Source organism: Paraburkholderia sp. BL6665CI2N2 (assembly GCF_004366535.1).
Lineage (GTDB): Bacteria > Pseudomonadota > Gammaproteobacteria > Burkholderiales > Burkholderiaceae > Paraburkholderia.
The window spans coordinates 6,453,977-6,478,705 of the sequence record NZ_SORC01000001.1 but is presented as its reverse complement, the minus strand read 5'-3'; the positions used below and the strand labels follow the sequence as shown (position 1 = coordinate 6,478,705).

General features: G+C 60.1%; 16 protein-coding genes and 3 pseudogenes. 10 read left to right on the top strand and 9 right to left on the bottom strand.

Going from position 1 to position 24,729, the window contains the following annotated elements; translation table 11 throughout:
• Nucleotides 1-10 precede the first annotated feature (10 nt).
• Nucleotides 11-223, top strand: a pseudogene (locus B0G81_RS45630) (integrase); the annotation flags it as partial.
• 45 nt (nt 224-268) lie between these two features.
• Here the strand turns inward: B0G81_RS45630 and B0G81_RS29090 are convergent.
• The 9 genes and pseudogenes from B0G81_RS29090 to B0G81_RS29055 form a co-directional block, all read right to left on the bottom strand.
• Nucleotides 269-763: pseudogene (locus tag B0G81_RS29090) on the bottom strand (ATP-binding protein); the annotation flags it as partial.
• 27 nt (nt 764-790) lie between these two features.
• Nucleotides 791-1,519, bottom strand: a pseudogene (locus tag B0G81_RS29085) (IS21 family transposase); the annotation flags it as partial.
• 65 nt (nt 1,520-1,584) lie between these two features.
• Nucleotides 1,585-1,905 carry a hypothetical protein gene (locus tag B0G81_RS29080; RefSeq protein ID WP_243856616.1) on the bottom strand — a complete coding sequence of 107 codons (321 nt, stop codon included), beginning with the start codon at nt 1,903-1,905 and terminating at the stop codon, nt 1,585-1,587.
• Nucleotides 1,906-2,064: 159 nt separating this feature from the next.
• On the bottom strand, nt 2,065-2,622 hold the full coding sequence (wecB, locus tag B0G81_RS45435) for a UDP-N-acetylglucosamine 2-epimerase (non-hydrolyzing) (RefSeq protein ID WP_279590504.1): 558 nt from the start codon (nt 2,620-2,622) through the stop codon (nt 2,065-2,067).
• Nucleotides 2,576-3,244 (bottom strand): UDP-N-acetylglucosamine 2-epimerase (non-hydrolyzing), encoded by a 669-nt coding sequence (gene wecB, locus B0G81_RS45430; RefSeq protein WP_279590503.1) that lies wholly within the window; start codon nt 3,242-3,244, stop codon nt 2,576-2,578. Before wecB (B0G81_RS45430) ends, wecB (B0G81_RS45435) begins: the two co-directional genes overlap by 47 nt.
• On the bottom strand, nt 3,245-5,122 hold the full coding sequence (locus B0G81_RS29070; RefSeq protein ID WP_134140150.1) for a nucleoside-diphosphate sugar epimerase/dehydratase: 1,878 nt from the start codon (nt 5,120-5,122) through the stop codon (nt 3,245-3,247). It lies immediately after the preceding gene.
• Between the two features lie 5 nt (nt 5,123-5,127).
• Nucleotides 5,128-6,159, bottom strand: coding sequence for a glycosyltransferase family 4 protein (locus B0G81_RS29065; RefSeq protein ID WP_134140148.1), 1,032 nt, complete (start codon nt 6,157-6,159; stop codon nt 5,128-5,130).
• Nucleotides 6,160-6,166: 7 nt separating this feature from the next.
• On the bottom strand, nt 6,167-7,123 hold the full coding sequence (locus tag B0G81_RS29060) for an SDR family oxidoreductase (protein ID WP_134140145.1): 957 nt from the start codon (nt 7,121-7,123) through the stop codon (nt 6,167-6,169).
• Nucleotides 7,120-7,965 (bottom strand): glycosyltransferase family 2 protein, encoded by an 846-nt coding sequence (locus tag B0G81_RS29055; RefSeq protein ID WP_134140143.1) that lies wholly within the window; start codon nt 7,963-7,965, stop codon nt 7,120-7,122. Before B0G81_RS29055 ends, B0G81_RS29060 begins: the two co-directional genes overlap by 4 nt.
• Nucleotides 7,966-8,329: 364 nt before the next feature.
• Here B0G81_RS29055 and B0G81_RS29050 point away from each other — a divergent pair, with 364 nt between their 5' ends.
• The 9 genes from B0G81_RS29050 to B0G81_RS29010 all read left to right on the top strand — a co-directional run bounded on the left by B0G81_RS29050 (nt 8,330) and on the right by B0G81_RS29010 (nt 24,707).
• Complete coding sequence (locus tag B0G81_RS29050; protein WP_134140140.1) at nt 8,330-9,754, top strand: UbiA family prenyltransferase; 1,425 nt, start codon at nt 8,330-8,332, stop codon at nt 9,752-9,754.
• A gap of 3 nt (nt 9,755-9,757) precedes the next feature.
• Entirely contained in the window at nt 9,758-11,074 is a 1,317-nt protein-coding gene (locus tag B0G81_RS29045; protein ID WP_134140136.1) for an FAD-binding oxidoreductase, read from the top strand.
• A complete protein-coding gene (locus tag B0G81_RS29040) occupies nt 11,071-11,811 on the top strand; it encodes an SDR family oxidoreductase (protein WP_134140131.1) in 741 nt (246 codons plus the stop codon). The genes B0G81_RS29045 and B0G81_RS29040 overlap by 4 nt, the downstream gene beginning before the upstream one ends.
• Nucleotides 11,812-11,826: 15 nt before the next feature.
• Complete coding sequence (locus tag B0G81_RS29035; RefSeq protein ID WP_134140126.1) at nt 11,827-13,542, top strand: hypothetical protein; 1,716 nt, start codon at nt 11,827-11,829, stop codon at nt 13,540-13,542.
• A 115-nt stretch (nt 13,543-13,657) separates the two neighbouring features.
• The gene (locus B0G81_RS29030; protein ID WP_106314766.1) at nt 13,658-14,596 is read left to right on the top strand and encodes an NAD-dependent epimerase/dehydratase family protein; all 939 of its coding nucleotides are present in this window, start codon (nt 13,658-13,660) and stop codon (nt 14,594-14,596) included.
• A 13-nt stretch (nt 14,597-14,609) separates the two neighbouring features.
• Nucleotides 14,610-15,893 (top strand): NAD(P)/FAD-dependent oxidoreductase, encoded by a 1,284-nt coding sequence (locus tag B0G81_RS29025; RefSeq protein ID WP_134140124.1) that lies wholly within the window; start codon nt 14,610-14,612, stop codon nt 15,891-15,893.
• On the top strand, nt 15,890-16,315 hold the full coding sequence (locus tag B0G81_RS29020; protein ID WP_134140122.1) for a GtrA family protein: 426 nt from the start codon (nt 15,890-15,892) through the stop codon (nt 16,313-16,315). Before B0G81_RS29025 ends, B0G81_RS29020 begins: the two co-directional genes overlap by 4 nt.
• A gap of 293 nt (nt 16,316-16,608) precedes the next feature.
• The gene (locus B0G81_RS29015) at nt 16,609-22,353 is read left to right on the top strand and encodes a glycosyltransferase (protein WP_134140120.1); all 5,745 of its coding nucleotides are present in this window, start codon (nt 16,609-16,611) and stop codon (nt 22,351-22,353) included.
• 32 nt (nt 22,354-22,385) lie between these two features.
• The gene (locus tag B0G81_RS29010; protein ID WP_134140118.1) at nt 22,386-24,707 is read left to right on the top strand and encodes a hypothetical protein; all 2,322 of its coding nucleotides are present in this window, start codon (nt 22,386-22,388) and stop codon (nt 24,705-24,707) included.
• Nucleotides 24,708-24,729 lie beyond the last annotated feature (22 nt).

Genomic DNA, 24,729 nt, shown 5'->3' with positions numbered 1-24,729 from the left:
GCACACGACAGCGATTTGCCTACTGAAGGCTGGCGTCGACTGCGCGACAATCAGCCAATGGCTCGGACATGCGACGCTGAACACCACGATGAAGTATGCACGCGCCGATCTCGACCTCAAGCGTCAAGCGCTCACTCAGGTGTTCACGGAAGCCTTAGCTCCGCCCGCCGTAGGTGGAGCTAAAGTCGGCGTCAGCGTGATCGAATGGTTGAAGCGGTTATGAGGAAGTTATGTGGAGTGGTCGAGGCCGGAACCGATACGACGTAATGTCCAGAATGACCAGGTCGAGGCGCAGCAGGTTCGCCGCGATCCTCCCGGCGCGTCCCTGCGCCTTCTCCTGCTCCAGTGCGTTGGTCAGATCCACGGTGGAGTAGAAGCGCACTCGTTTGCCGTGGTGCATGATGCCGGACACGCCGATGGCGGTCGCCAGATGCGTCTTGCCCGAGCCCGGGCCGCCGACCAGAACCAGGTTGTGCGCGCCTTCGGTGAACGTCATGCCGGCCAGTTGCTTGACGAGCTGGCGGTCGACCGGCGAGCCATCGAAGTCGAAGCCGGCGATGTCGCGATGCACCGGGAACTTGGCCGCGTTCATCTGGTGGCTGACCGAACGCACGGCCCGATCCGCGACCTCGGCCTGCAACAGCCGTTCGAGCAGCCATTGCGAAGACGCCGCCTCAACATTCACCTGTTCGAGCAGTTCGGCCCAGCCGGCAGCCATGCCCTGCAGCCGCAAGTGTTTGGTTTCGACGATCAGATCACGCATGACCGGCCTCCGGCTGTTGCAGCGCGGGCGCAGCCCGTCGTAGCGCGATGTGTCGGCCAACGGCGGTGTCGTCAGTTGCAGCGCAGTATCGATCTTCGGCGGCATCTGCACGCTGCGCATGCGCGACAACACGTTCACCACATGCTCCACGCTCACGCGCCCGGAGGGCGGCGCCTGCTCCAATGCGAGTTCGACTGCAACCACGATGGCATCCAGACCGCTTTCCGGGACCAGTGCCAGAACCTTCGCCATTACCCGGTCACCACCTGGCTCGCGTAGTAACGCCCGACGCAGGCGTTGCAGCGGCTCGGGCATATCCTGGAACGGCGCACCGTTGCGCAGCGCGCCAGGCTTGCGCTGGATCAGCGGGATATAGTGCTGCCACTCGTATCGCACCAGTCCTTCGTCGGCCAGTCGATGCCTTGCCTTCACTTTGCCGCCAGGCCCGGATGAAATCGGTGACCCGCGAGTAACAGCCGTTGTAGCCGTCGCCCTTGATCTCCCGGAACAGCATCCAGGCGGTGCGCCGCTCCTTCTTCGGTCGCCGAGCGTCGACATTGAGCGCCTGCACCAGCACCTCATGAAACGGCGTCAACCGGGTCGGCTGCGAGCGCCGCTGATACTTCGGCTCCTCCTGAACATCCATGTTCAGATATTTACTAATCGTGTTGCGCGACAGGCTTGTGAGACGCGCTATCTCGCGTACCGACTTGTCTGGCGGTGGAACATCCGCCGCACCTTGCCAATCATCGTCATCGGGATCACCCCCAAACACCCTGCCAGAAAAACTAGCAGGATAGGTTGATTGCCCGGCCCAGTTTTCAGTCGGCCCGATCCCTACATGTGGCTGAATTTTCGGTCGGCGTAAACAAGCACGAACCGCTTGAAGTGGTGGTTCGCCTTATCTTGCGCAACCCAGTTTGCGGCCGATTCGTGAAACGACCACGCCACGGGGGACGCGGAGATGTGCTGCCGCGCCTGGGCGACGGCGCTGTTATTGACAGATGACACATCGGCTGCGGGTAGCGCAAGGTCCAATTGATCGACTGGTGCCGGTTTAACGCCAGCGCAATCACCAGCCGTACAACCCGCGGTGCGGATAGCCGACGCCGATGCACACTGGCACTGCCACTGGCCTTCACTGCATACTCGATCCATTCGTACGGCAGATGCTCGCCCAGCCGAGCCCATTCAAGCGGCGGCTGTGATTGGACGAGCAGGCGCGGAGGCGATGAAAGTTAACGTCGCCACATCCCGTCTGCAACCGATTTGCGCCAAAAACGGAAATGCCATTCGGCCGCTTAACCAGACGGCATGGCGGCCGCGGGCCGCGTTTTCGCTGGCGCGTTTCGGTCCAGCCCAAACATGCACTTCAGGATGACAACGATCTGTTCGCCCGCCGTCCCGTCGCCGAAGGGATTTTTTCCCGCCGACATGGCCTGATAGGCGCCCTTGTCATTGAGCAGACGCGTGGTCTCGCCGACGATCGCATTCACATCCGTTCCGACGAGTTTATTGACGCCCGACATGACACCTTCCGGCCGTTCGGTCACGTCACGCATCACCAGAACCGGTTTGCCCAGCGCCGGCCCTTCTTCCTGAATACCACCCGAGTCGGTCAGGATGATGTGACTTGCCGCCATGAGCCGCAGAAACGGCTTGTAGGTCAGCGGCTCTTCCAGATAAATGCTCGCCTGATTGCTCAACACGCGGTTCACCACTTCCCGAACCTTGGGATTCATGTGCACCGGATAAATGATGCGCGCATCCGGATGCGTCTCGGCGATTTTCCGCAGCGCGGTGCAGATGTTCTCAAAGCCCGGCCCGAAGCTCTCGCGGCGATGCCCGGTCACCAGCACGATTCGCCGACCTTCCGCGAGCGCTGCTTCGACCCGGCAGCGCGACATGTTCCCGTTTCAGGCGTTCGAGCATCAGGTACAGCGCGTCGACGACCGTATTGCCAGTGACGAAAATACGCTCCGCGGGCACCTGCTCGGCGAGCAGATTGCTTTTCGACAGTTCCGTGGGCGCAAAGTGCACATCGCTTACAAGCGAGGCCACACGTCGATTCAGCTCCTCCGGGAAGGGTGCGACCATGTCATGGCTGCGCAGTCCAGCCTCGATGTGCCCAACGCGAATGCGCCGGTAGAACGCCGCCAAGGCTGCGACCTGAACCGTCATCGTGTCGCCCTGGACGAGAACGATATCCGGGGACTGCGTAGCGAGAAACTCGTCGATCGCAGTGAACAGCCTGGCACTCAAACCCGCCAGCGTCTGATTCTGCGACATCACGTCGAGGCTCGCGTCCGGCGTCACGCCAAAGTCTGCGAAGGCCTGCATCAACATCTCACGATGTTGCCCGACCGAACACAGGCAAACGTCAAAGTGTTTGTGCGCCGCGCGCAACGCCCGCACGACTGAAATAACCTTGATTGCTTCCGGCCTGGTGCCAGCAAACACTACAATTTTTTTCTTTATCATTCACAAAGCCCGTGTTGCTGGCGCCACGCTATGCAACGCCGGCGCGGCGGCCGGCTGATACTCCGGCACCCAGCGCCGCAGATCGCGGCGCACTTCTTGGTCGCTCGGCACACGATGCTGCATCAGCCACGGCAGAAGTTCGTCGAGGAGATTGTCGGGCGCTTCACGCGCCTGCGCGATGCGCAGCTTCGGATGCGGGGTGCGCGTGGTGGCTTCATCGTCGGCCAGCAGTTCCTCGTAGAGCTTCTCGCCCGGACGCAGGCCCGTGAACACAATGCGGATGTGTTCCTCGCTGAAGCCATACAGGCGAATCAGGTCGCGCGCGAGATCGACGATCTTGACCGGCTCGCCCATGTCGAGAATGAAGATCTCACCGCCGTGCCCCATGCTCGACGCTTGCAGCACGAGTTGCGAGGCTTCGGGGATCGTCATGAAAAAGCGCGTGATCTCCGGATGCGTGACCGTGACCGGCCCACCCTTCGCGATCTGTTGTTGAAACTTGGGAATCACGCTGCCCGCGCTGCCGAGCACGTTGCCGAAGCGCACCGTTTCGAACTGCGTACGCGTGCTGGTCTGCTGCAGCGCCTGACAAGCCATCTCCGCGAGGCGCTTGCTCGCGCCCATCACATTGGTCGGGTTCACCGCCTTGTCGGTGGAGATCAGTACGAAATGCTTCACGTCGTGACGAATCGCCGCGCGTGCGACACGGTATGTGCCCAGCACGTTGTTGCGCACCGCCTGCCATGCGTTCAACTCCTCCATCAGCGGCACATGCTTGTAGGCCGCGGCGTGAAAGAGAATGTGCGGCGTATAGCGCGACAGCACCTGGTCGAGCAGCAAGGAATCTTTGGCGTCGCCAATCACCGGCACCACGGAGAGCTTCGGAAAGCGGTCATGCAGTTCTTCCGTGAGACGGTACATCGCGTATTCGGACAGATCGAAGGCGATCAACTGCGCGGGTTCGAAGCGCAGAATCTGGCGGCACAACTCCGAGCCGATCGAGCCGCCCGCGCCGGTCACCATCACCACGCGGCCGCTCAACAGCGCTTCGACGTGCGGCATGTCGATGCGCACCGGCTCGCGGCCCAGCAGATCTTCCAGATCGATCTGACGCACGCGCGACAGGAACGCTTCGCCTTGCGTCAGCGTGGTCAGCGCGGGCAGCACCATGGCCCGCACGCCGGCGCGCACGCACAGCGTTGCCACGCGACGCTGCGCATCGACCGACGCCGACGGAATGGCGATGATCGCGTGCTCGACCTTCATGTCCGAAGCCCAGTGCTGCAGGTCGCTGATCGGCCCCCACACCTTGTAGCCGTAAATTTCGCGGCCCTGCTTCGCGGGGTCGTCGTCGAGCAGGCCCACCAGCCGCCATTCGCTCGACCGCGACAGCTCACGGGCGAGGCTCGCGCCCGCGTTGCCCGCGCCGAGCACCACCACCGGCTTGCCTTGTCCGACGAGGCCGCCGTACAGATAGAACTCCTTGGAGGCGCGATAGAGCGCGCGCGAGCCGCCCATGGCGAGGAACAACAGAAGCGGGGAAACAGCGAGTACGGAGCGCGGAATGATGGGATGCGGCTGGGCCATGACGGCCACCATCATCATCACGAATGCGCCGGCCAGCACGGCCTTGGCGATGCGCATCAGGTCCGGCAGGCTCGCAAACACCCACATGCCCCGATAGAGGCCGAAGATGCGGAACATCACACCGTAGACGGGGAGCACCCAGATGAGGGTTCGGACGGCGCCGGACCAGAACTCGACCGGAACGTAGCCATTGAAGCGGATCAGATATGCCGCGAGCCAGGTGCCCGCGACTGCGCAAAGGTCGAAGGCGAAAGCGCTAAATGATAGCCATGAGGCTTTGTGTCGAAGCATCGGCGTCACACCTCAGGTTGTTCGGAAACTGCTATCCGGAATCGACGCCAGCGTGAATCGACTCCGATACCCATCAATACCAGTACGATCACCCATGCACCCACGCTACACCATTGAAGCGCTGAAGGCCAGCCAAGCGACACGACAGCAAGTATTATACCAGCCGCCATTGCTGCATACCATAGGATGGCCGTCTTCGAATGCCCGAGCCCGTACTGGACCATGCGTTGGTAGTAGTGCTCGCGGTGCGCCTGCCAGATTTTCTCGCCGCGCAGGAGCCGCCGCAGCAGTGTGACCGACGCGTCGCCGATAAACGGCGAAAACACCAGCGCCGGAAACCAGATCGGCCAGACGCCGTCGCTCCAGCCCCAATAGCCGAAAGCGCCCGCCAGGAAGCCGAGCGGAATCGACCCGGCGTCGCCGAGGAAGATTTTTGCCGGGTGGAAGTTGAAGATTAGAAAGCCCGCGGCGGCACCCGCCACCGCAGCCGACGCCCACGTAAGTTCCGGCGACGGATGCGCGGTGAGCGCGGCCCCGGCGGCGTAGCCCGCGAAGCCGAACAGCGTCATGCCGCCGGCCAGGCCGTCCGCGCCGTCCATAAAATTGTAAAGATTGACCAGCCAGAGCAGTAAAAACGACAGGGCCGCCAGCAGCCAGAGCGGCGCCGGCGCGGGGTGCGCCCAGACGAAAATTGCCACCGCGGCCAGGTGCGCCGCAAACCTGACCCGCGCGGGCAGTCCGCGCCGGTCGTCGATCTGCGAGACCGCCGCCAGCACCGCGGCGCACAGCGCGGCAAGCCAGAGGTGTGGCGCGACGACAAGCGTCGCCACGACCGCCACCGGAACGATGCCCCAACCGCCCACCCGCGGCGTGGGCCGTGTGTGCAACGAGCGGTCATTGGGAATGTCGGTGGCCAGACGCCACGCGAGGCCGGTCCTGAGCAGCGTCCACAGGATCGCCGCGCAGGCACAAGCGGAGCCGAGCGCGATCAGGATCACGGTCGTCCAGTCCGGCATCGTGGAATGGGACATCAGCATGCGTGCCTCAATGCGTGGATCGGTACCAGTGGGCTGTCGCGGCCAGCCCTTCTTCGGTGGAATGCGGCGCCTGCCAGCCCAGCACCGTACGAATCCGGCTGGTGTCGAGTTGCAATGAGCCGACCAGCCGGTCTACTTGCGCCGTGCGCCCCGTCAGGCGGCCGGCGAGGCGCAGCCAGCTCGCGGGCACAGGCAGCAAACGCGCGGGCCGGTCAAGGTGGCGGCCAAGCGCGCGCGCCAGTTCGGCGATCGTCAACGCCTCGTTGTCCGCGACGTGGAAGCACTGCTGGGCCGCGCGCGCGTCGGTCGCGCAATGCACTAAAGCGTCCGCGAGATTGTCGACGTAGATGAGGCTGCGTCTTGCACGAAGCGCGCCGAGCGGCAGCGGCACGCCTTTCCATACGGCGTTCATCAGGCTCAGGAAATTGGCCCGCACGTCCGGACCGTAAACCAGCGGCGGGCGCACGATCACGATCTCGAGACCAGTCTGCGCACCTAGGCGGATCAGCGCTTCTTCGGCTGCGCGTTTCGAGCGACCGTACGGATCTTGCGGCGCCGGGGAATCGTCTTCGCGCACTGAGCGGCCCGAATCGGCTTCGGTCATCGCCTTGATGCTGCTGACGAAGACAAAGCGCCGCACGCCGTGCCGCCACGCGGCGCGCGCGACACGCAGCGTGCCCTCGACATTGGTCGCCTGGAAAGCAGCCTCCGGATCGGTGGCGTCCTCGAGCATGACATGCACACGCGCCGCCAGGTGCACGACGCAATCCACTTGCAATGCTGCAGGCCAACCTGCGTCGATGCCCGCGAAATTCACGCTGGGGTCGACCCATTCGTCCACACCGTGTTCGCGCTGCATCTCCCGCCGTACAAGGCCGGTGACCGTGTTGCCGGAGTCGCGCAACGCGCGGCACAGCGCGCGGCCGACAAAGCCGTTGGCCCCCGTAACGAGCACCCGGCTCATAGCCACTTCCAGCCGAACCGGTCGAAGAACTTGTACGCCGAAGACATGAACATGCGGATATGCACAGAGCCTTTGCGCGCCGCACCGCCGCCGTGATGCAACACGCGCACCGCGGGCGCGTAGACGACGCGGGTGACGTCATGCGCGCGAAGACTCAAATCATAGTCTTCGAAGTAAAGGAAATAACGGACGTCGAAGCCCGCCAGTTGCTTCAGGACCGCCATGCGGAACAGCATGAAACAGCCGCTGACGATCGGCGGATCCCACACTGTGTCGCGCGCATTGATCCGGTCGCGCATCTCGTAGTGTGCGAGTCGGCGCACAAACAGCCGACGCACTCCCGAGGGCAAGAAGCCGCGTACAAACAGGTCGAGCAAAGTGGGGTAACGTCTGCACAAGAACTGTTGCTCGCCATGCTCGTCACCGATCCATGGCGTGATGAGGCCCGCTTCAGGGTGTGCATCGAAAAAATCGAGCGCTTCGCGAAGCGCGTCGCTTGCCAGATCGATGTCGGGATTCAGCACCAGGTGATAGCGGCTGGCGCTGCTTTCGATTGCCAGATTGTGGCCCCTACCGTAGCCTACGTTTCCCTGTCCGGCGATGATCGTACACAGGATGCCGCCAGCCCGCAGTTCCTCTAGCGTTGCCGGGATGTCGGGCAGGCCGCCGTTGTCCACCAGATATAGCGTCACTGGGAGTTCGGGCCGGCTGATGTGCAGCGCGTCGCACGCGACGGCGAGGCCCGTGAGCGTGGATACCAACTGTTCTGTATCCGGGTGATAGACCACCACCGATACGGACAACCCGTCGGAGAGGGGATGCAGAGTGCGCGTTTCTTTCATGTAGAACTGCGTGCCTTATCTTGGGCACTTCGGTGAGCACATTGGGTGGGCGCTTCGACAACCTACGTTGCGTAGACGCAACAAACCCGAAGTTTGCTCAAATTTTCGCAGTTCGGCAACCCGTCTTTCCCATTGTTACGCCCGATACGATTCCGTTAAACGTATTTATTATGTTTTGATTCGGCATTCTTGCCTCAGAATCAGGCACTTCGCCTGTAAGGTTGTGCGCATTATCGCGGAATAGTAAAGTAACGCCGCCGAACTCCGGCCGTTCGCAATCGGACGAAATTCGGGCTTCAGCGCAGCGCCACAGACGGCGGCCGTCCGCTCAACAAATCTGACAACCGCCCTCAGGGCAGAACGAATGCGCAGCAGACCACTCGTCGTCGACCTCGATGGCACATTGATTCGCTCAGACATCCTGATCGAGTCTGGATTTGCCTATCTGAAGGCAGCCCCGCAACGCTTTTATGAGCCGCTGCTGTGGCTCGCGCGCGGCGGCAAGCCGGGTTTGAAAGCGCGCCTCGCCGACGCGACGAACGTGGACGTGGCCGTGCTGCCCTACGACGCCACGGTCCTGCAATGGCTGAAAGTTGAACGGGACGCCGGCCGCTCGCTGGTGCTGGCCACGGCAAGCCACGAACGTTACGCGCAGGCCATCTCCACCCATCTCGGCATTTTCGACAGGACGTTCGCAACGAACGGCAGCATCAACCTGTCCGCTCACAACAAGCGCGATACGCTGGTCGCCGAGTACGGCGAAAAAGGCTTCGACTACGCCGGCAATTCGCACGACGACCTGGCAGTCTGGCAATCCGCCGACCGCGCGTACGTGGTGAATCCCTCCAACGGGGTGGAACGCGCGGCCCGCAAGATCGGCAATGTGGAGCGGGTGATCGAATCACGTCCACCCGCCGTCAAGACATGGGCCAAATCCTTGCGCCTGCACCAGTGGCTGAAGAACCTTTTGATCTTCTTGCCGCTCCTGGCCGCACATAAGCTGTCTTCGCCTGAACTGACGCTCGCTGCGCTGTTGGCGTTTCTCACGTTCGGATTGTGCGCCTCGAGTGTCTATCTGCTCAACGACCTGCTCGATCTCGAAGACGACCGTCATCACCCCGTCAAACGCAAACGTCCGCTTGCTTCCGGCGCGCTGCCGCTCACATGGGGACTCGCGCTCTTTCCTGTCTTGCTGGTGGTCGCGTTCGTCACGGCGTGGCTTTTCCTGCCATGGCAATTCTCCGCGGCGCTGTTCGGCTATTACGTATTGACGCTCGCGTACTCAACGTTTCTGAAGCGCCAGGTGATGGTCGACGTGGTAGTGCTGGCCATGCTGTACACGATGCGCATCATCGCCGGAACGGCGGCGGTCGGCGCGCAACTGACCTTCTGGCTGCTCGCCTTCTCGATGTTCATCTTCCTCAGCCTCGCGCTCGTCAAGCGCTACGCCGAACTGCACTCGATGAAAGCGCGCGGCCTCGTCAAGACGCGCGGGCGCGGCTATGTGGCGAGCGACCTGTCGCTCATCTCATCGCTTGGGACCTCGTCCGGCTATCTGGCCGTGCTCGTGCTTGCGCTCTATATCCAGGACGCGAAAACCGCCGGCATGTACCGCCATCCGCAAGTCATCTGGCTCGCCTGTCCGCTGCTGCTCTATTGGGTCAGCCGCACCTGGATCATCGCGCATCGCGGTCTGATGCACGACGATCCGATTGTCTTCGCGGCGCGCGATCGGGTCAGCCTCGCAGTCGTCGTGCTGTGCGGCCTGATTTTCTGGGCCGCGATCTAGGCGATGAGTCGAGTTCTGTCATGGGGACGTTACCCGCCAATACCGCAGGAAGCGCATGCGATCGCATGGCGTGATGCCGCGCGCGCCACGTGGTCGGACGCGGCCGGGGAACACGGCACCACGCTCGCCTTCGGCAATGGCCGCAGCTACGGCGACAGTTGCCTCGCCGCCTCCGGCCATGTCGTGCAAACGCTGCCGCTCGACCGGCTGATTGCCGCCGACTGGCAAACCGGTGTCTTGCGCGCGGAACCCGGCGTCACGCTCGAGCAAATACTCGACGTCGCGATTCCACGCGGCTGGATGCTGCCGGTCACACCCGGCACGAAATACGCGACTTTAGGCGGAGCGATTGCCAACGACGTCCACGGCAAGAATCACCATGTGCGCGGCACCTTCGGCCGGCATGTGCGCCGCTTCGCGCTGGCGCGCAGCGACGGCTCGCAGTTCGAATGCTCGCCCGACGAGCAAGCCGAATTTTTCGCCGCCACGATCGGCGGCCTTGGGCTGACCGGGCTGATCCTGTGGGCGGAGATTCAGTTGATGCCGATCCGCTCGAGCCTGATCGACATGACCAGCATCCGCTTCGGCGATCTGGACGAGTTCTTCGCGCTGTCGGAAAAGCTCGACCCGTTGCATGAATACAGCGTGGCATGGGTGGATTGCCAAAGTCGCGGCTCGGCGCTGGGTCGCGGCATCTTCATGGCCGGCGACCATGCGACGGACGGACCGCTCGAAGTCACGCGGCGAAAGAAGCGCACGGTCCCCTTCACGCTGCCGATTCCGGTGTTCAACCGCTTCACGTTGCGCGCGTTCAACGAACTCTACTATCAGAAGCAGCAGCACGGCGAAGTCGTCGCGCAGGTCGGTTACGACGCCTACTTCTACCCGCTGGACAGCTTGCTGGAATGGAATCGAATCTACGGGCGCGCGGGCTTTCAGCAATACCAATGCGTGGTGCCGCCGGCCACGGCGCGCGACGCGACCCGCGCGATTCTCGACGCGATTGCCGAAAGCGGCACGGGCTCATTTCTCGCCGTATTGAAACGCTGCGGTGATTTGCGTTCGCCGGGCCTCTTATCGTTTCCGATGGAAGGCACGTCCCTCGCTCTCGATTTCCCGCAGCGCGACGCATTGAATACCCGGCTCTTTGCGAATCTCGATGCCATCGTGCGCGAAGCCGGCGGCCGGATCTATCCGGCCAAAGACGCGCACATGCCCGGCGCCGACTTTCGCGCCGCTTACCCTCAATGGCAGCAACTCGAAGCGCTGCGCGACCCCGCGCTACTCTCGCGTTTCTGGGAACGGACCACACGAACATGAAAAACATTCTTATCGTCGGTGCCACGTCGGCGATCGCCATCGCCTGTGCACGTCAATGGGCCACCCAGGGCGCACGTTTTTTCCTGGTTGCCCGCAACGGCGAACGCCTCCAGCAGGTGGCCGCCGATCTGACCGCGCGCGGCGCGCAACTGGCAGCCTGCCATCAACTCGATATCGATCGCCTGGATCTGCATGCGGGCATGCTCGAAGAGTGCCAGAAAGAACTCGGCGCGCTCGATGTCGTGCTGGTCGCGCCCGGCACCTTGCCGGACCAGGCCGCGTGCCAGGCGGACCCCGCGGTGGCCGTGCGTGAATTCAACACGAACGCCGTTTCTGTTATCGCGCTGCTGACGCCGATTGCCAATATCCTGGAAGCGCAAAAACGCGGTGCACTGGCGGTCATCTCGTCGGTGGCGGGCGATCGCGGCCGGCCCTCGAACTATCTGTACGGCAGCGCGAAGGCCGCGCTTTCCGCGTTCTGCGAGGGACTGAATGCACGGCTATTCAAAGCCGGCGTCCACGTTCTGACCATCAAGCCGGGCTTCGTGGCGACGCCGATGACAGCCGGTTTGCCCTTGCCCGGCCCGCTTGTCGCGACGCCCGATCAGGTGGCGAGCGACATCATGCGCGCCGTCGACAAGCGCAAGGACGTGCTGTATACGCGCTGGTTCTGGGCGATCATCATGCTGATCATCCGCTCGGTGCCGCGCTTCCTGTTCAAGCGCGCGTCCCTGTAAAGGGAAACCGGGACGATGAGTCGGCGAGAAACTCTTGGCAACTACGCGGTATTGGCGCTAGGCGTCATCACGCTCGCAACAACGGTTTTCGCGGTGTGGCAGCACTTTTCGCCGTTGCCGTACGGCGATTCGTGGGACGGCTCCATCGGCTTCTATATGCGCGCCGCGCAAGATCCCTGGCACGCGTTTTTCGAACAGCATAACGAACATCGCCTGACTTTCTCGCGATTGATATTTTTCGCCGACATCCGTTATTTCGGCAGCCGAAATGTCTTTCCCCTCATTTCCAATCTGGTGCTCGCGGGTGCGCTTGCGGCGGCTTTTTTCCGCATTACGATCCACTACCGCCCCACTCTTTCGCGGCAGACGCGCTTCGGACTGGCCGGCGTAATCCTCGTATTCGCCTTCTCGTGGATGCAGCGGGAAAACTTCGCGTGGGGATTTCAAAGCCAGTGGTTTGCCGTTTATCTCTTTGCGCTGCTCGCGTTCCATTCAATCGATCGTACCGCCGAAACCAATGCCGGCGGCGAACAGGCCAAACGGCTCGGCTGGCTGACGGCGGCGTTAGTCAGTGCGTGGCTCGCGGCATACTCGATGTCGAGCGGCGTACTGGTGCTTCCCGCGCTTATCGTGCAGGCACTTTACGTGCGGCTGAAACCGCGCGAACTGCTGGCAATCGTGATCGTGACCGTTGCCGTATGGCTTGCCTATTTCATCGACTGGCACAAGCCGGGTAGCAGCGGCAATCTGCTCGCCGGCGTGCGCGAACATCCGATTGCCGCGATTCGCTACGTACTGCTCTATCTGGGTTCCCCGGCCTTTCAGATCAGGACCGGCCTCGCGGGCGCCTACGTCGCGGGTATTCTGGTGTTGGCGGCGCTCGCGGCAAACTGCTTCAGACTCTTGCGTGCCGGTGCCGATCGTCCGCAAGGGGTGGCCCTACTCGTCTTTGCCTTGTTCATCGCGGGCAATGCGTTGCTGACGGCGAGCGGGCGGCTTTGGTTCGGCCTGGAGACAGCGCTGGCTTCCCGCTATACGACCGCCTCGCTGATGGGCTGGCTCGCGCTGATCCTCTTTGCTGCGCTGAACAGCCGCACACCGGAACAATTGAGGCGTGCCGTCTTCGTCGCCGCACTCGCCACCCTGGCCGTCGCGTCGGGTCAACGCTACTTCGTACGGGCGGATCGTGACGAGACTTACGCACGTTTCGTTGCCGGCCTCGCGCTGCGGGCTCATGTCTATGATCCTGAGATCATCCGCCCGGTCTATCCGTTTCCTGATGCTCTGCCGAACATCGCGCGGCAAGCCGAGGCGGAACACCTGTCCATATTCGCGCCCGATCAGCCCGACTATCTGGTGCCGCCGAGCCAGGTCAACGCGCCCTCGCCCTGCGCCGGCAGCATCGACGACATCTCCGCGACGACGAGCCCCGGCATATATCGCGCGACGGGTTGGATTTACGATCAGGCAGACAAGCGCACGCCACGCGCAATCGTCGTTACCGACGCCACCGGTATGACGCTTGGCACCGGCGTCGTAGGCGGCGAGCGAGGCGACGTTCGCAACGTATTCGGACGAAGCGCCCGATACAGCGGCTGGACGGCCTTTTTCAAGGCACCGGCGAGCGGCGGCATACGAGTCGATGGACAAACTGCCACCGGTGCGTATTGCGCGCTGCAAGCCGAAAAACCGATGCCCGCAGTATTGCCTGCCGCAGCGACCATTCAATAAACACTGCCCGCAGCGGCCGCAGGCGGTTTCCAGGCCGTTTCTGGAGACGCCTCGGCTTGCTAGTATCATCTAGCCCTTACAAAGTTGCTGAACGCCCCATTCAAAGAGTTAACGCATGAACCAAACCCGCATCCTTCTTCCAGGCGGCGCCGGCCTTGTCGGCCAGAACCTCGTTGCGCGCCTCAAAGCGCGCGGTTACGACAATCTGGTCGTGATCGACAAGCACAAGGCCAACCTGGAAGTGCTTCGCAAGGTCCATCCTGACGTCACGGCAATTTATGCCGACCTGGCCGAACCGGGCGGTTGGGAGCAGCACTTCGAAGGCGCGGATCTCGTCGTGATGCTGCAGGCGCAGATCGGCGCTCCGACCATCGAACCGTTCATTCGCAACAACATCACGTCGACGCGAAATGTGCTCGACGTGATCAAGCGCAACCAGATTCCGTACACGGTGCACATCAGTTCCTCGGTGGTGAATTCCGTGGGCGAGGATTTCTATACCGAGACGAAACGCGAGCAGGAAGAGATCGTACACGCCTCGGGCATCGAATGCGTGGTATTGCGGCCCACGCTGATGTTCGGCTGGTTCGACCGCAAGCATCTCGGCTGGCTGTCGCGCTTCATGCATCGCGTGCCGGTGTTCCCGATTCCCGGCAGCGGCAAATACATGCGTCAGCCGCTCTATGTGGGCGACTTCTGCAATGTGATCATCAGTTGCATCGAGTCGCGCATCAAGGGCCAGTCGTTCAATATCACCGGCCTCGAACGCGTGGACTATATCGACATCATCCGCCAGATCAAGCGCGCCACTCGCGCACCGTGCGCGATCGTGCGAATTCCGTATGGTCTCTTCTATGTGCTGCTGAAGGTGTATGCCATCTTTGACAAGAACCCGCCGTTCACCGCAGACCAACTCAAAGCATTGACGGCCGGTGACGAATTCGAAGTGATCGATTGGGAAGGCATCTTCAAGATCCGCGCTACGCCGTTCGCAAAGGCCATGGACGAGACCTTCAACGACCCGACGTATAGCCACATCGCACTGGAATTTTGAGCCAAGCCACGTTATGAGCGAACAACGCATTGCAGTACTCGGCGCCGGACCGATGGGTTTGGGCGCCGCCTACCAGCTCGTCAAGGACGGGCGCAAGCCAGTCATTTTCGAAGCTGACGACCGGGTTGGCGGGATGGCCGCGTGCTTCGACTTCGGCGGCCTCTCCATCGAGCGTTACTATCATTTTCACGCGATCTCCGATCACGCTTTCTTCGAGGTGCTGCGCGAGCTCGGCATCGAAGAGAAAATGCAGTGGCGCGAAACGAAGATGGGCTACTTCTATCAAGGCCGCGTGCAGCCGTGGGGCAACCCGATGGCGCTCCTGAAGTTCAAGGGGCTCAGCCTGCAAGCCAAATTCCGCTATGGCTTGCACGCTTTTCTGTCGACCAAGCGCAACGACTGGAAGCCGCTCGATCACGTCGAGGCAACCGGCTGGATTCGCCGCTGGATTGGTGAAGAGGCGTGGGAAGTGCTGTGGCGGCGTCTGTTCGACTACAAGTTCTACGACTATGCGTACAACCTTTCCGCAGCGTGGATCTGGAGTCGTATTCGCCGGATCGGCCGCTCGCGCTACAACCTCTTTCACGAAAAGCTCGGCTATCTGGAAGGCGGTTCGGATACGTTGCTGGAAGGCATGCGCCGTTATATCGAGACCAACGGCGGCGAGTTTCGTCTTGGCACACCCGCGCAGAAGGTCGTGATCGAGAACGGTAAAATCAAGGGTATCGAAGCCGGCGGTGAGTTCCTGCCGTTCGACAAGGTCATCAGCACGATTCCGTTGCCCTATGTGCCGCGCGTGATGCCTGATCTGCCCACGGAGATTCTCGACGCATTCCGCAGCGTCAAGAACGTGGCCGTGGTGTGCATTATCGCGAAGCTGAAGAAACCGGTAACCGAAAACTTCTGGCTGAACACCAACGATCCGGAGATGGACATTCCGGGCATTGTCGAATACACGAATCTGCGGCCGCTCGATCATCACGTCGTCTACGTGCCGTTCTATATTCCGGGCGAACATCCGAAGTACCAGGAACCGGATTCGGCGTTCATCGACAAAGTGAAACGCTATCTGATGAAAATCAACCCGGCATTGAAGCCTGACGATTTCATCGACGTGCGCGCGAGCCGGTATCGCTTCGCGCAACCGATTTGCGAACCGGGTTATCTCGACCGCCTGCCGCCGATCCAGTTGCCGGTGGAAGGCCTGCTCGTGGCCGATACGTCTTACTACTACCCGGAAGACCGTGGCATCTCGGAGAGTATCGGGCTATCGCGCAAGATGGCGAAGATGATATGACCCGGGTTCATGCACTCGCCAAGCGTACCTTCGTCTCGAAGAGCTTTCTGCTATTCCTGTTGACCGGCGGCTTTGCCGCGGCGGTCAATTGGGGCAGCCGGATTGTCTACAACAAGTGGATGCCCTACCCGGCCGCCATTGTCGTCGCGTATATCACCGGGATGATCACCGCTTTCATTCTCGCGAAGCTGTTCGTGTTCACGAAGAGCACGCAGTCGACGGGGCGGTCGGTGTTCTTCTTTACGCTAGTGAATCTGGTGGCTGTCGTGCAGACGTGGGTGGTGAGCGTTGGGCTCGCGTATTACGTGTTTCCGCGCATGGGGTTCACGTGGCATATAAGAGACGCTGCGCATGCGGTTGGAGTTGCGGTACCGGTGTTCACTTCTTATGTGGGGCATAAGAGGTGGAGTTTTAAGCATTAGTCACATTGATCGGTTTCCGGCCGAATAGCCCAACCCAAGGATGAAACAAATGTCACTTTTCTACCGCAACGGAGCCCCCGCCTTTTGGCTTGGACAATTCAGGCGCCCCCGACGCGGCGGCCGCCGCGTCGCATCGACAGCCGACTCCATTCCAGACATTATTGTGCTTGCCCGCCGCTTTGAGGCACGGCAAGCTAGCGTTTGCTCAAACCCGTAGGTTCCGATAAGAAACAAAGCGCAGCGTATGCTGCGGCAAATCGAGTCGGAATCCGGTCAATCTGATAATTTACGACATGTCGAACATTCGCTCCGACCTTTATGCGTTCCAATACGACATTTTCCAGCGTTACTCGCTACTTCAGCGCCTGGTCAGTGCGGCCTTCCCCTCTAGTTACGCCGATAAGCTTTCAATTTTAGACGTCGGTTGCGGGGCATCGAAACTGAGTTCAACGTTTCTCGGCGAGTGTGTCCAGATCACTCGCGCGGACGTGAGTGATTTTGGTGAAAGTGACATTGTCGTATTGGATCCCGGCGCTCCATTGCCGTTTCCAGATCAGTCGTTCGATGTCGTCATGGCCCTTGAGGTTCTCGAGCACGTGCCGTCAGACCATCGCGCCGCGTTGATCGCAGAGTGCCGGCGAGTGGCTCGCCAGGGAGTAATTCTGTGCTGTCCGGTCGCCGACTACGGCGCGGCCGACGCCGAGAAAGTTCTGAATGAGACGGTGCGCCAGCTCGCGGACAAAGACGAAGCATTTCTCCTTGAGCATGCACTGCTTGGACTACCCACCCTCGCCGAGGTTAACGAGACCTTGCACGACGAAGGTTGGAATGTCGCATCGATACCAAACGCGCCGCTTGACCACTGGCTTCTGTTCAGCATCGTCGATCTTATCTACGCGTACGATTTCGGCGATTCGGTACAAAAGGACGGCTTTAACGCGAAGATCAATGCCACGGCGCCTCTGCTCCAGTCCGACGGGCGCCACTATAGGGAGTTCTTCATTGCGACTCGCGACAACGCGGATACGGAGCAGATCAGGAACGCTTTGGGAAAACTGCGTGACGAGGCTCCAAGGTGTTCGGCGGACGAATCGTTGCTTGGATTTGCTACCGCGCTGCCCGCCTTTCGCGAAGATATGCAGCTGGCACGAGAGCGAATTTTGCAGCCGCTTATCGACGATCTCCGTCAAACGGTTGCGATTCAGGACGCTGTCACACAGGAACTGCGCATTCCGTTTGGAGCCGAGTTACAACGCGCAGCAGAGACCGCAGCTAAAGCCGCGGTTGAAATGGAATCCACGCGTAAGGCCCTTGAGGAAGCCAGTAGATCAGTCGCCGAGCTAGACGGTGAAAAAAAACGGCTTGAGGAACTGACCGCTCAACTTGAAGGGAAACTCGACGCGTCAAGCAGGTCAGCCGCCACCAGAGAGGCGGAGTTCGCACATATAAGCCAGGCTCTAGCAGATCTCCATAAGTGGATGCGACGCAATCCACTTGTCATAGTTGCACGGATTTTGAGGCGAGCTCGCCGCAGCGCGTGTTTCCGTTTGACGGCTGGCAGAGTTCAGGACGGGGACTGGCTGCTGGCATTTCGTCACAGCCTGCCGGGTCGTGCGATCTGGAGGCTATTGCGAAAGAGCGCAGCCGTCAGGACAATTGCGGAACAAATTCGCCCCCGCCCTATCGTTGTCGCGCCGGTGCCAGATGTTCCGTTGCCGGACGCTCAGTTGCCACGTAGCCTCGTCGTCGAATCGCAGGAAATCGCGCCGACAAGCAGGTCCGGGTCCTATACACCGCCGGTGGGCTTACTACCTTGGTTCGACCCGTTGAACATTGAACTTGATCGGTCGCTGGCCATGCGGCCTAGGCTCAATGTGCTCGTGCCAGGCCTCGCCATGAAACACATGTCCGGTGGCCCAAACACCGCGATCAGCATCGCTTACCGCTTGGCTGCTCTCGGCATACCCGTTCGGTTTGTAAGCACAAACGCCCCCATCGATGCAAACCCGGCGCCGTTTTGGGCTCATGCACAAGCTCTAGCCGGCACAGCGAAAGCGCTCGACAATGTCGAACTCGTCGACGCATCGGACAGAAACATTGCCTTCAAGATCGGCGAGAACGATCTCTTCATGGCAACCGCATGGTGGACGGCCCAAATGGCAAAGTACGCCATCAGGCATACGCGCCATGAGAAGTTCGTCTATCTCATCCAGGATTACGAACCGATTCTGCATCCTGCGTCGACCCAATACGCCTTGGCCGAGGAGACGTATCGCCTGGACATCGTGCCAGTGGTCAACACGTCGCTACTCGCGGAGTATCTTGTCTCCCATCAAGTGGGTCGTTTTTCCGATCTGGACTTCGCACGCCGCACGCTTGCATTCGAGCCGGCGGTCGACAAAACGCAATTCTATTTCGACGACCAAAGCGAATGCAGGTCTGCAAAGCGCCGCCTGCTTTTTTATGCGCGCCCAACCAATGGTTTGCGCAACCTGTACGAGATGGGAGTTGCAGCGTTACAAAAGTTGCTGGCTGATGGCGCATTGAACGCCGCCGAGTGGGAATTCGTTGGCATGGGTGAGAAGTTCGAACCTGTGCCCCTTGGGCATGGAGGTGTTCTGGTTCCCGCTCCGTGGCTAGGATTCGAAGGATATGCCCGGCAGATGCGAGAGAGCGACGTGCTTCTATCACTTATGCTCTCTCCTCACCCGAGTTACCCGCCGCTCGAAATGGCCGCCTGCGGAAAACCCGTCGTCACGACGTGCTACGCGAACAAGACAGCCGAGCGCCTCGCCCAGATCTCTGGGAACATCATTGCAGTGGACGCCACGGTCGAGTCTATCGCGAACGGTCTGGTGCAAGCAGTCCAACGATGCGAAACGGGTTCTGGTCGATCGACCGATGCGTTTGGACTGCCGGAAACCTGGGATGAGAGCCTGGCGTCGGTCATGCCGCAATTGCGTAATGCCGTTCTCGAATTGCTGGGTGCGCCACCGATGGCGGGCGGCGACAAAAACATCGCGTACCCCAATCGTGTCGCCGGGTCTGACCGTTGGCCCACTACCGCGTATGAGGTTATCCGCTACGCGCAAATCGCCGATCGGCGCACGCTCTATACCGACGCTGAGCCGGGGCTCATCAGTTTCCTCACCCCGGTTTGGAATACCGATCCTGCTTTCGTCAGGGCCCTCGCAGACTCGGTGTTTTCACAAGACTGCGAAGCAGGATTTGAATGGATCCTTCTCGATAATGCCCCAACACGTGAGGACGTCAACCAGTTGCTCGACGAGCTTGCCGCTCATCCCTGCGTGCGGCTTATCCGGGTTGAGAAGAATCTGGGCATTGTCGGCGGTCTGCGTGCCTGCCTCGAGGCGGCAAAAAATCGTTACGTGGTGCCGCTAGACGCTGACGATCTGATTGCATCGGACTGCGTTCGCGTGTTGACGTCATCTCTTAAGGCGGCTGGCTACCCCGCCCTGGCTTACACCGACGAGGACAAATGTGACGAAACGTCGTATCGCGATCCGTATTACAAGCCGGACTGGGACCCAGTGCTGTTTGCGCACTCTTGCTACATTTCGCATCTTTGCGCGATCGACCGCACTCTCGCACTTCGGCATGGCGCATATACGGACCATGTACCGGAGGGCAGCCACGACTGGGATACGTTTATGCGATTCTGGCTCGCGGGACACACGCCTTATCACATCCCTGAGGTTCTCTACACGTGGCGGATGCACGCACGATCCACGGCGGGAGACATCCATAGCAAGAGCTATATCTATTCGTCCCAGTCCCACGTCATTGGCAAACTGGTAAAGCACAGTGAGCATCCGGACTGGTATCGCGTGGAGCTTTCGCCCATGTTCGACGGCACGCCGGACTGGCGTATCGTACGCGACTCGAACGCATCGAAACCTTCGATCATCACGGTTTTGCTAGGCGACAGTCCCTCACCAATAGAGGCATCGGCCTCAGGCGGACCGTTTGGAGAAGACCCCGTTGCTCGGCTACTGCGGTCAATTGAGCAAGTACGTGCGCCGTTCGTTCATTTGCAATCACCTGATGTCAGGGTCGCAGATGGAACGTGGCAACAGGACGCTCAAATGCTTTTCGAGCTTTTCCCCGACACCGCGGTTGTTGGTGGCCGATTCAAGTTCGGACACGAAATCGTCGCCGCCGACGTCTATTTCGGCTTCGGAAACGGATTCGATTCGCCCAACGCGACACGGAACGTCGCAGACTCTGGCTATTTCTGCCAGATGTGGAAACCACACTCGGTGAGCGCAGTTTCGGCGCAGCATTGCGTAGTCAGGACAGAACTGTTGCGCGAGGTGCTTGCGGCACTGGTGGGGACCGGCATAGAACTCGAGCACCTCGGAATCTGGCTCGGCGCAGCCGCGCGGCGACGCAACCAACGCGTCGTATACACACCGTTCTTCTTTGCCGAAAGCATGTATCGACCTACAGCGGTTGCGCAGAACGAGGCCCTCGCCTTCCGTAAAGCATTCCCGGATCTCGTCATCGACAACTCGACTTTTTCGCGGCGACTTGATCTCGATAGCCATCGGGCCTTCAGCGGGACTTCGTTAGCAATACGGAGAGAGCAGGAAAGCAAACGCTTGGCTCATGTCGAGTTGTCTTGGAACGAAACCTTTCACTCCGATCTGATCAGCCGGAGGTTAGCCGCATTGTCGCGCGATAAGGTAGAGGCGAAGTTCGCGTTGTTGACATTGCTATATAGCCGTTCACCGGCAAAGCTTTTCCGAAAGACCGCCGAGTCCGTTCTAGGTCAAACATTGCCGTTCAGCGAGTGGATCATCCTTGAGAACGGTCCCATCCCGGAGGATGCCAGACAGATCCTTGATGAACTGGTTGCAAGCGACTCCAGAATCCGCGCCTACAAGTCAGAGGCGCTCGGGATTGTTGGCGGTCTTCGTTATTGTCTCGAGCGGGCAACAGCGGATTTCATCATTCCCATGGACGCTGATGATCTCCTAACGGTCGACGCGCTTGAGTTGATGGCAGAAGCACTGAACGCCACAGACAAGCCGTCGTTCGTATTTTCGGACGAAGATATTCAGCACGACGATTACCTCGACGACCATTTGAGGCGCGCTGATTTCGACCCGGTGCTGAATCGGGCTGACTCTTATGTATGGCACGCATGTGCGTTCCAACGTGAACGTGCGCTCGCGCTAAATGTCTATTGCGACAAAGGAGCGGAATTTTGTCACGATTGGGATTCTGTCACTCGCTTCGCGGACGCCGGCGAACGCATCGCTCATATCCCACACGTGCTCTATCACTGGCGCGCACACGCGACCTCGTCGAGCAACAGCGGCACCGTAAACATCGGATCGATTAACTCGGTCAAACACGTTCTCCAACGATCGGTTGACAGTCAACCGAATCCTAGCCTCTATGCAGTTGATGTCTTTCCAATTGATCGAGGCGCGGAACAGTACGGCATCTTACGGTTGCCGCATGATCCACTATCGATTGCCGGCATCAAGGTAGGCAAAGCGAATTTAGACGCTGAGGCCGCTGAATCGAAAGACTCACTCATCCCTTGGCAAGTTCGGCTCAACACGAACGCCGATTGGGCAGAGCTCGTCAATGCTATCAACGCTTTGACGGAACCGTATGTCCTCTGGATAGACGAGCAATATCAACTATCCGAGGCAGCAGCCTGGGAGGCAATGCGGCTCTTCGAGATGCATCCGGATGTAGCGCTTGTGAGCGGACGTGTGCTTTCAAGCTCGAATCGCGTGATTGCGTCCTGCGAACCTCAAGCGAATCTTTGGTCAGGTCGGGGTATGCGGCGTGACGATCCTGGGCCGTTTGCCTTGGCTTTGAAGCCGCAGACGGCGGTTGATGTGCCGGAGGGGTTCTTCTTCTGCAGAAGGGAACTGCTTCAGTGTGTCTCAACGGAAGACGTTTACGAAACCGGTGTCGCACAGGCGCTCACGAAGGAAGTACAGGTTAGAGGCCTAAGGATCGCTTATTCCCCTCTTGTCGAAGCAAAGTTACTTTAACGACCGTAAAGACTACGGGTGAGACCACCACGATGCTTGACCGCAACCTGAAAGCCATTGTACCCCGCGCGGTGCTAGAAACGGCAATTGCTCCGCTTCTGACCGCTATAGCGTTCGTCTTAACGCTGATCCTATTTGTTCCGTTCGGGCCAGCGATGCCGCAGCCAGATATCGATTCGTCATGGCAGTACGCCATGAACACGGCTGTGGCAAAGCACATGGTGATTGGCAAGGACATCGTTTTTACGTTCGGCCCGTTGGCCTCGGTCTACTCGAGGCAATATCACCCGGCAACCGACGGGCCCATGCTCTTCTATTCAGCGCTGATTGCGGCGGGGCTGTTTGGAGCTTTAACTTACATTTGCGCCCCCCGCCGCCGCGGCTGGCTCGTCATATTCCCGATCCTGCTGACTCAATTCTGGCTGCGTGACGCGATCTTCATGACGCTCCCACTGGTGATGCTCTGCGCCGCGGAGAAACAGCATGAAGGGGGGACGATTAGGCTCGTTGTGCTGACGTTGTCCACGATGGCTTGCGGTGCGTTGCCACTGATCAAGGGAACCTTCACCCCGTTCGTTGCAGGTTGTATTGTGCTCGCTGTATTAGCGACATGGAATCGCTCACGCGCAGAAGCTATGGCGACCATGCTGGTCCCAGTCATTTTCGTTTGTCTCTCTTGGGTGGCTGCGGGCCAGCCCATCACAGCTCTGCCTAATTTCTTCATTGCCCAAGGCCCGATTGTGTCGGGCTATACGGAAGCCATGTCGGCCTCCGGCAATGTAAGCGACCTCAAGGTGTATGGGTTGGTAGCGCTTCTATTGCTTGCGCTTTGGCTCCGCCCAGTCAACGGCAACCGTTGGCGTGTGGTTGCGGCCGTTGCGGTCATGCTGCTGTTGTGCTTCAAGGCCGGTTTCGTCAGGCACGATGGGCACGCTCTCATTGCGGCAAGTGCTCTAACCCTGATTGGATACGTGCTTTTTTTGAGAAACGATACATTTGCCGGCCTTGCCGGCGTTGTGCTCGGCATATTGGGATGGCTCGCTATCGCAAACTCCTATCTCTCAGTCTCTCCGTGGGACTCAATCGAACGCGTCTCAACTCAGATATATGACGCCACTTACGCCGCTGCGGCGCGAGTAAAAACGCCTGGCGAACTACGACGCCACTTTGAGGACGCCAATAGAGCGATACGCCTCACGCTGCCGCTACCGTCCCGGTTAGGGACTGTCGATTTGTATCCATCGGCCCTGTCAGCACTGCTGGCGACCGATATGACGTGGTCGCCTCGTCCTATCATGCAGAGCTATTCCGCGTACAACAATCAGCTCTTGGCGGCTAATCGACGACATCTCGAACTGTCTCCACCTGAGACTATATTTTTTGGCATAGACTCGATAGATCAACGATTTCCATCACTCGAGGATTCGGCTAGTTGGCCGCTTCTGCTTGGCAAGTACGAACCTGTCGGCTTGGTCGGCATTTACGCTGAGCTTCGGAAGCGCGCGCGGCCCGTCTCTGTTGACGCCGGGCCTGCGGAAAAGTGGGAAACGGCCAGCGTCGGATCATCAATTCCGATTACTCATACGGGGCGCCCGATCTGGGCATACCTAGACGTCAAACCGACGTTGCTTGGACGGTTGCTCGCCGCCGTGTATAAAGATCCACCGCTCTACATTAGCGTCGGATTCGCCAATCGAACGTCGGCGACCTATCGGATGATTCCGAGCATCGCGCGAACCGGCTTCCTTCTGTCCCCGGTGATTTCCTCCGCCGAAGACTTCGTTGCGCTTCAGTCTACCCGTGCGCCCGAATTGCTCGAAGGCCGATATCCGATTTCCGTCGGACTGCTCGGCACGTCCGGGACGCGTCTCCTCTGGAGCAAGACGTACAGCGTATCGCTCACTAGGCTGCCATTCCCAACGAGCGAAAGCGCAGATCGCCTCCTGATGGCGCAGAGCGAGCCCGCGCACAGTCTGTCGACACTGCCTGTTGGTGGCGACTGCAACATTGAAGCATTGAACGGCGTTGATGTGGGTACGACGGCGCGTTCCGTATCGCCCCTCTGGCGTATTCGCGGCTGGGCGATGCTCTCCAACACTCAAGACAAGGCAAATACTGGCGTTCAAATTGCGATAACTGCGCCGGATGGTGACGTTCGCATGTATCCAGCGAGGAAAATCGCACGCGACGACGTGGCTGCAGCCTACCACCGCAAAGATGGTAGCGACCTTGGGTATGAAGCAATCGTGGATGCAAACAGTCTCCACGGTACCTATCAAATTCAGATCGCGCAGAGAGATGGTAACCAATTGGTCGTTTGCGGCCAGAAGGTACTGAGCATCTACCGCGAATGAGAGACGGGGGTCAAGAAGGTAA

Coding starts and splice junctions, on each gene's coding strand:
- B0G81_RS29070 (WP_134140150.1), bottom strand. CDS start 5,122: ATGCTTCGACACAAAGCCTCATGGCTATCATTTAGCGCTTTCGCCTTC.
- wecB (WP_279590503.1), bottom strand. CDS start 3,244: ATGATAAAGAAAAAAATTGTAGTGTTTGCTGGCACCAGGCCGGAAGCA.
- B0G81_RS29065 (WP_134140148.1), bottom strand. CDS start 6,159: ATGCTGATGTCCCATTCCACGATGCCGGACTGGACGACCGTGATCCTG.
- B0G81_RS29060 (WP_134140145.1), bottom strand. CDS start 7,123: ATGAGCCGGGTGCTCGTTACGGGGGCCAACGGCTTTGTCGGCCGCGCG.
- B0G81_RS29045 (WP_134140136.1), top strand. CDS start 9,758: ATGAGTCGAGTTCTGTCATGGGGACGTTACCCGCCAATACCGCAGGAA.
- B0G81_RS29030 (WP_106314766.1), top strand. CDS start 13,658: ATGAACCAAACCCGCATCCTTCTTCCAGGCGGCGCCGGCCTTGTCGGC.
- B0G81_RS29025 (WP_134140124.1), top strand. CDS start 14,610: ATGAGCGAACAACGCATTGCAGTACTCGGCGCCGGACCGATGGGTTTG.
- B0G81_RS29055 (WP_134140143.1), bottom strand. CDS start 7,965: ATGAAAGAAACGCGCACTCTGCATCCCCTCTCCGACGGGTTGTCCGTA.
- B0G81_RS29040 (WP_134140131.1), top strand. CDS start 11,071: ATGAAAAACATTCTTATCGTCGGTGCCACGTCGGCGATCGCCATCGCC.
- B0G81_RS29035 (WP_134140126.1), top strand. CDS start 11,827: ATGAGTCGGCGAGAAACTCTTGGCAACTACGCGGTATTGGCGCTAGGC.
- B0G81_RS29010 (WP_134140118.1), top strand. CDS start 22,386: ATGCTTGACCGCAACCTGAAAGCCATTGTACCCCGCGCGGTGCTAGAA.
- B0G81_RS29050 (WP_134140140.1), top strand. CDS start 8,330: ATGCGCAGCAGACCACTCGTCGTCGACCTCGATGGCACATTGATTCGC.
- B0G81_RS29015 (WP_134140120.1), top strand. CDS start 16,609: ATGTCGAACATTCGCTCCGACCTTTATGCGTTCCAATACGACATTTTC.
- B0G81_RS29020 (WP_134140122.1), top strand. CDS start 15,890: ATGACCCGGGTTCATGCACTCGCCAAGCGTACCTTCGTCTCGAAGAGC.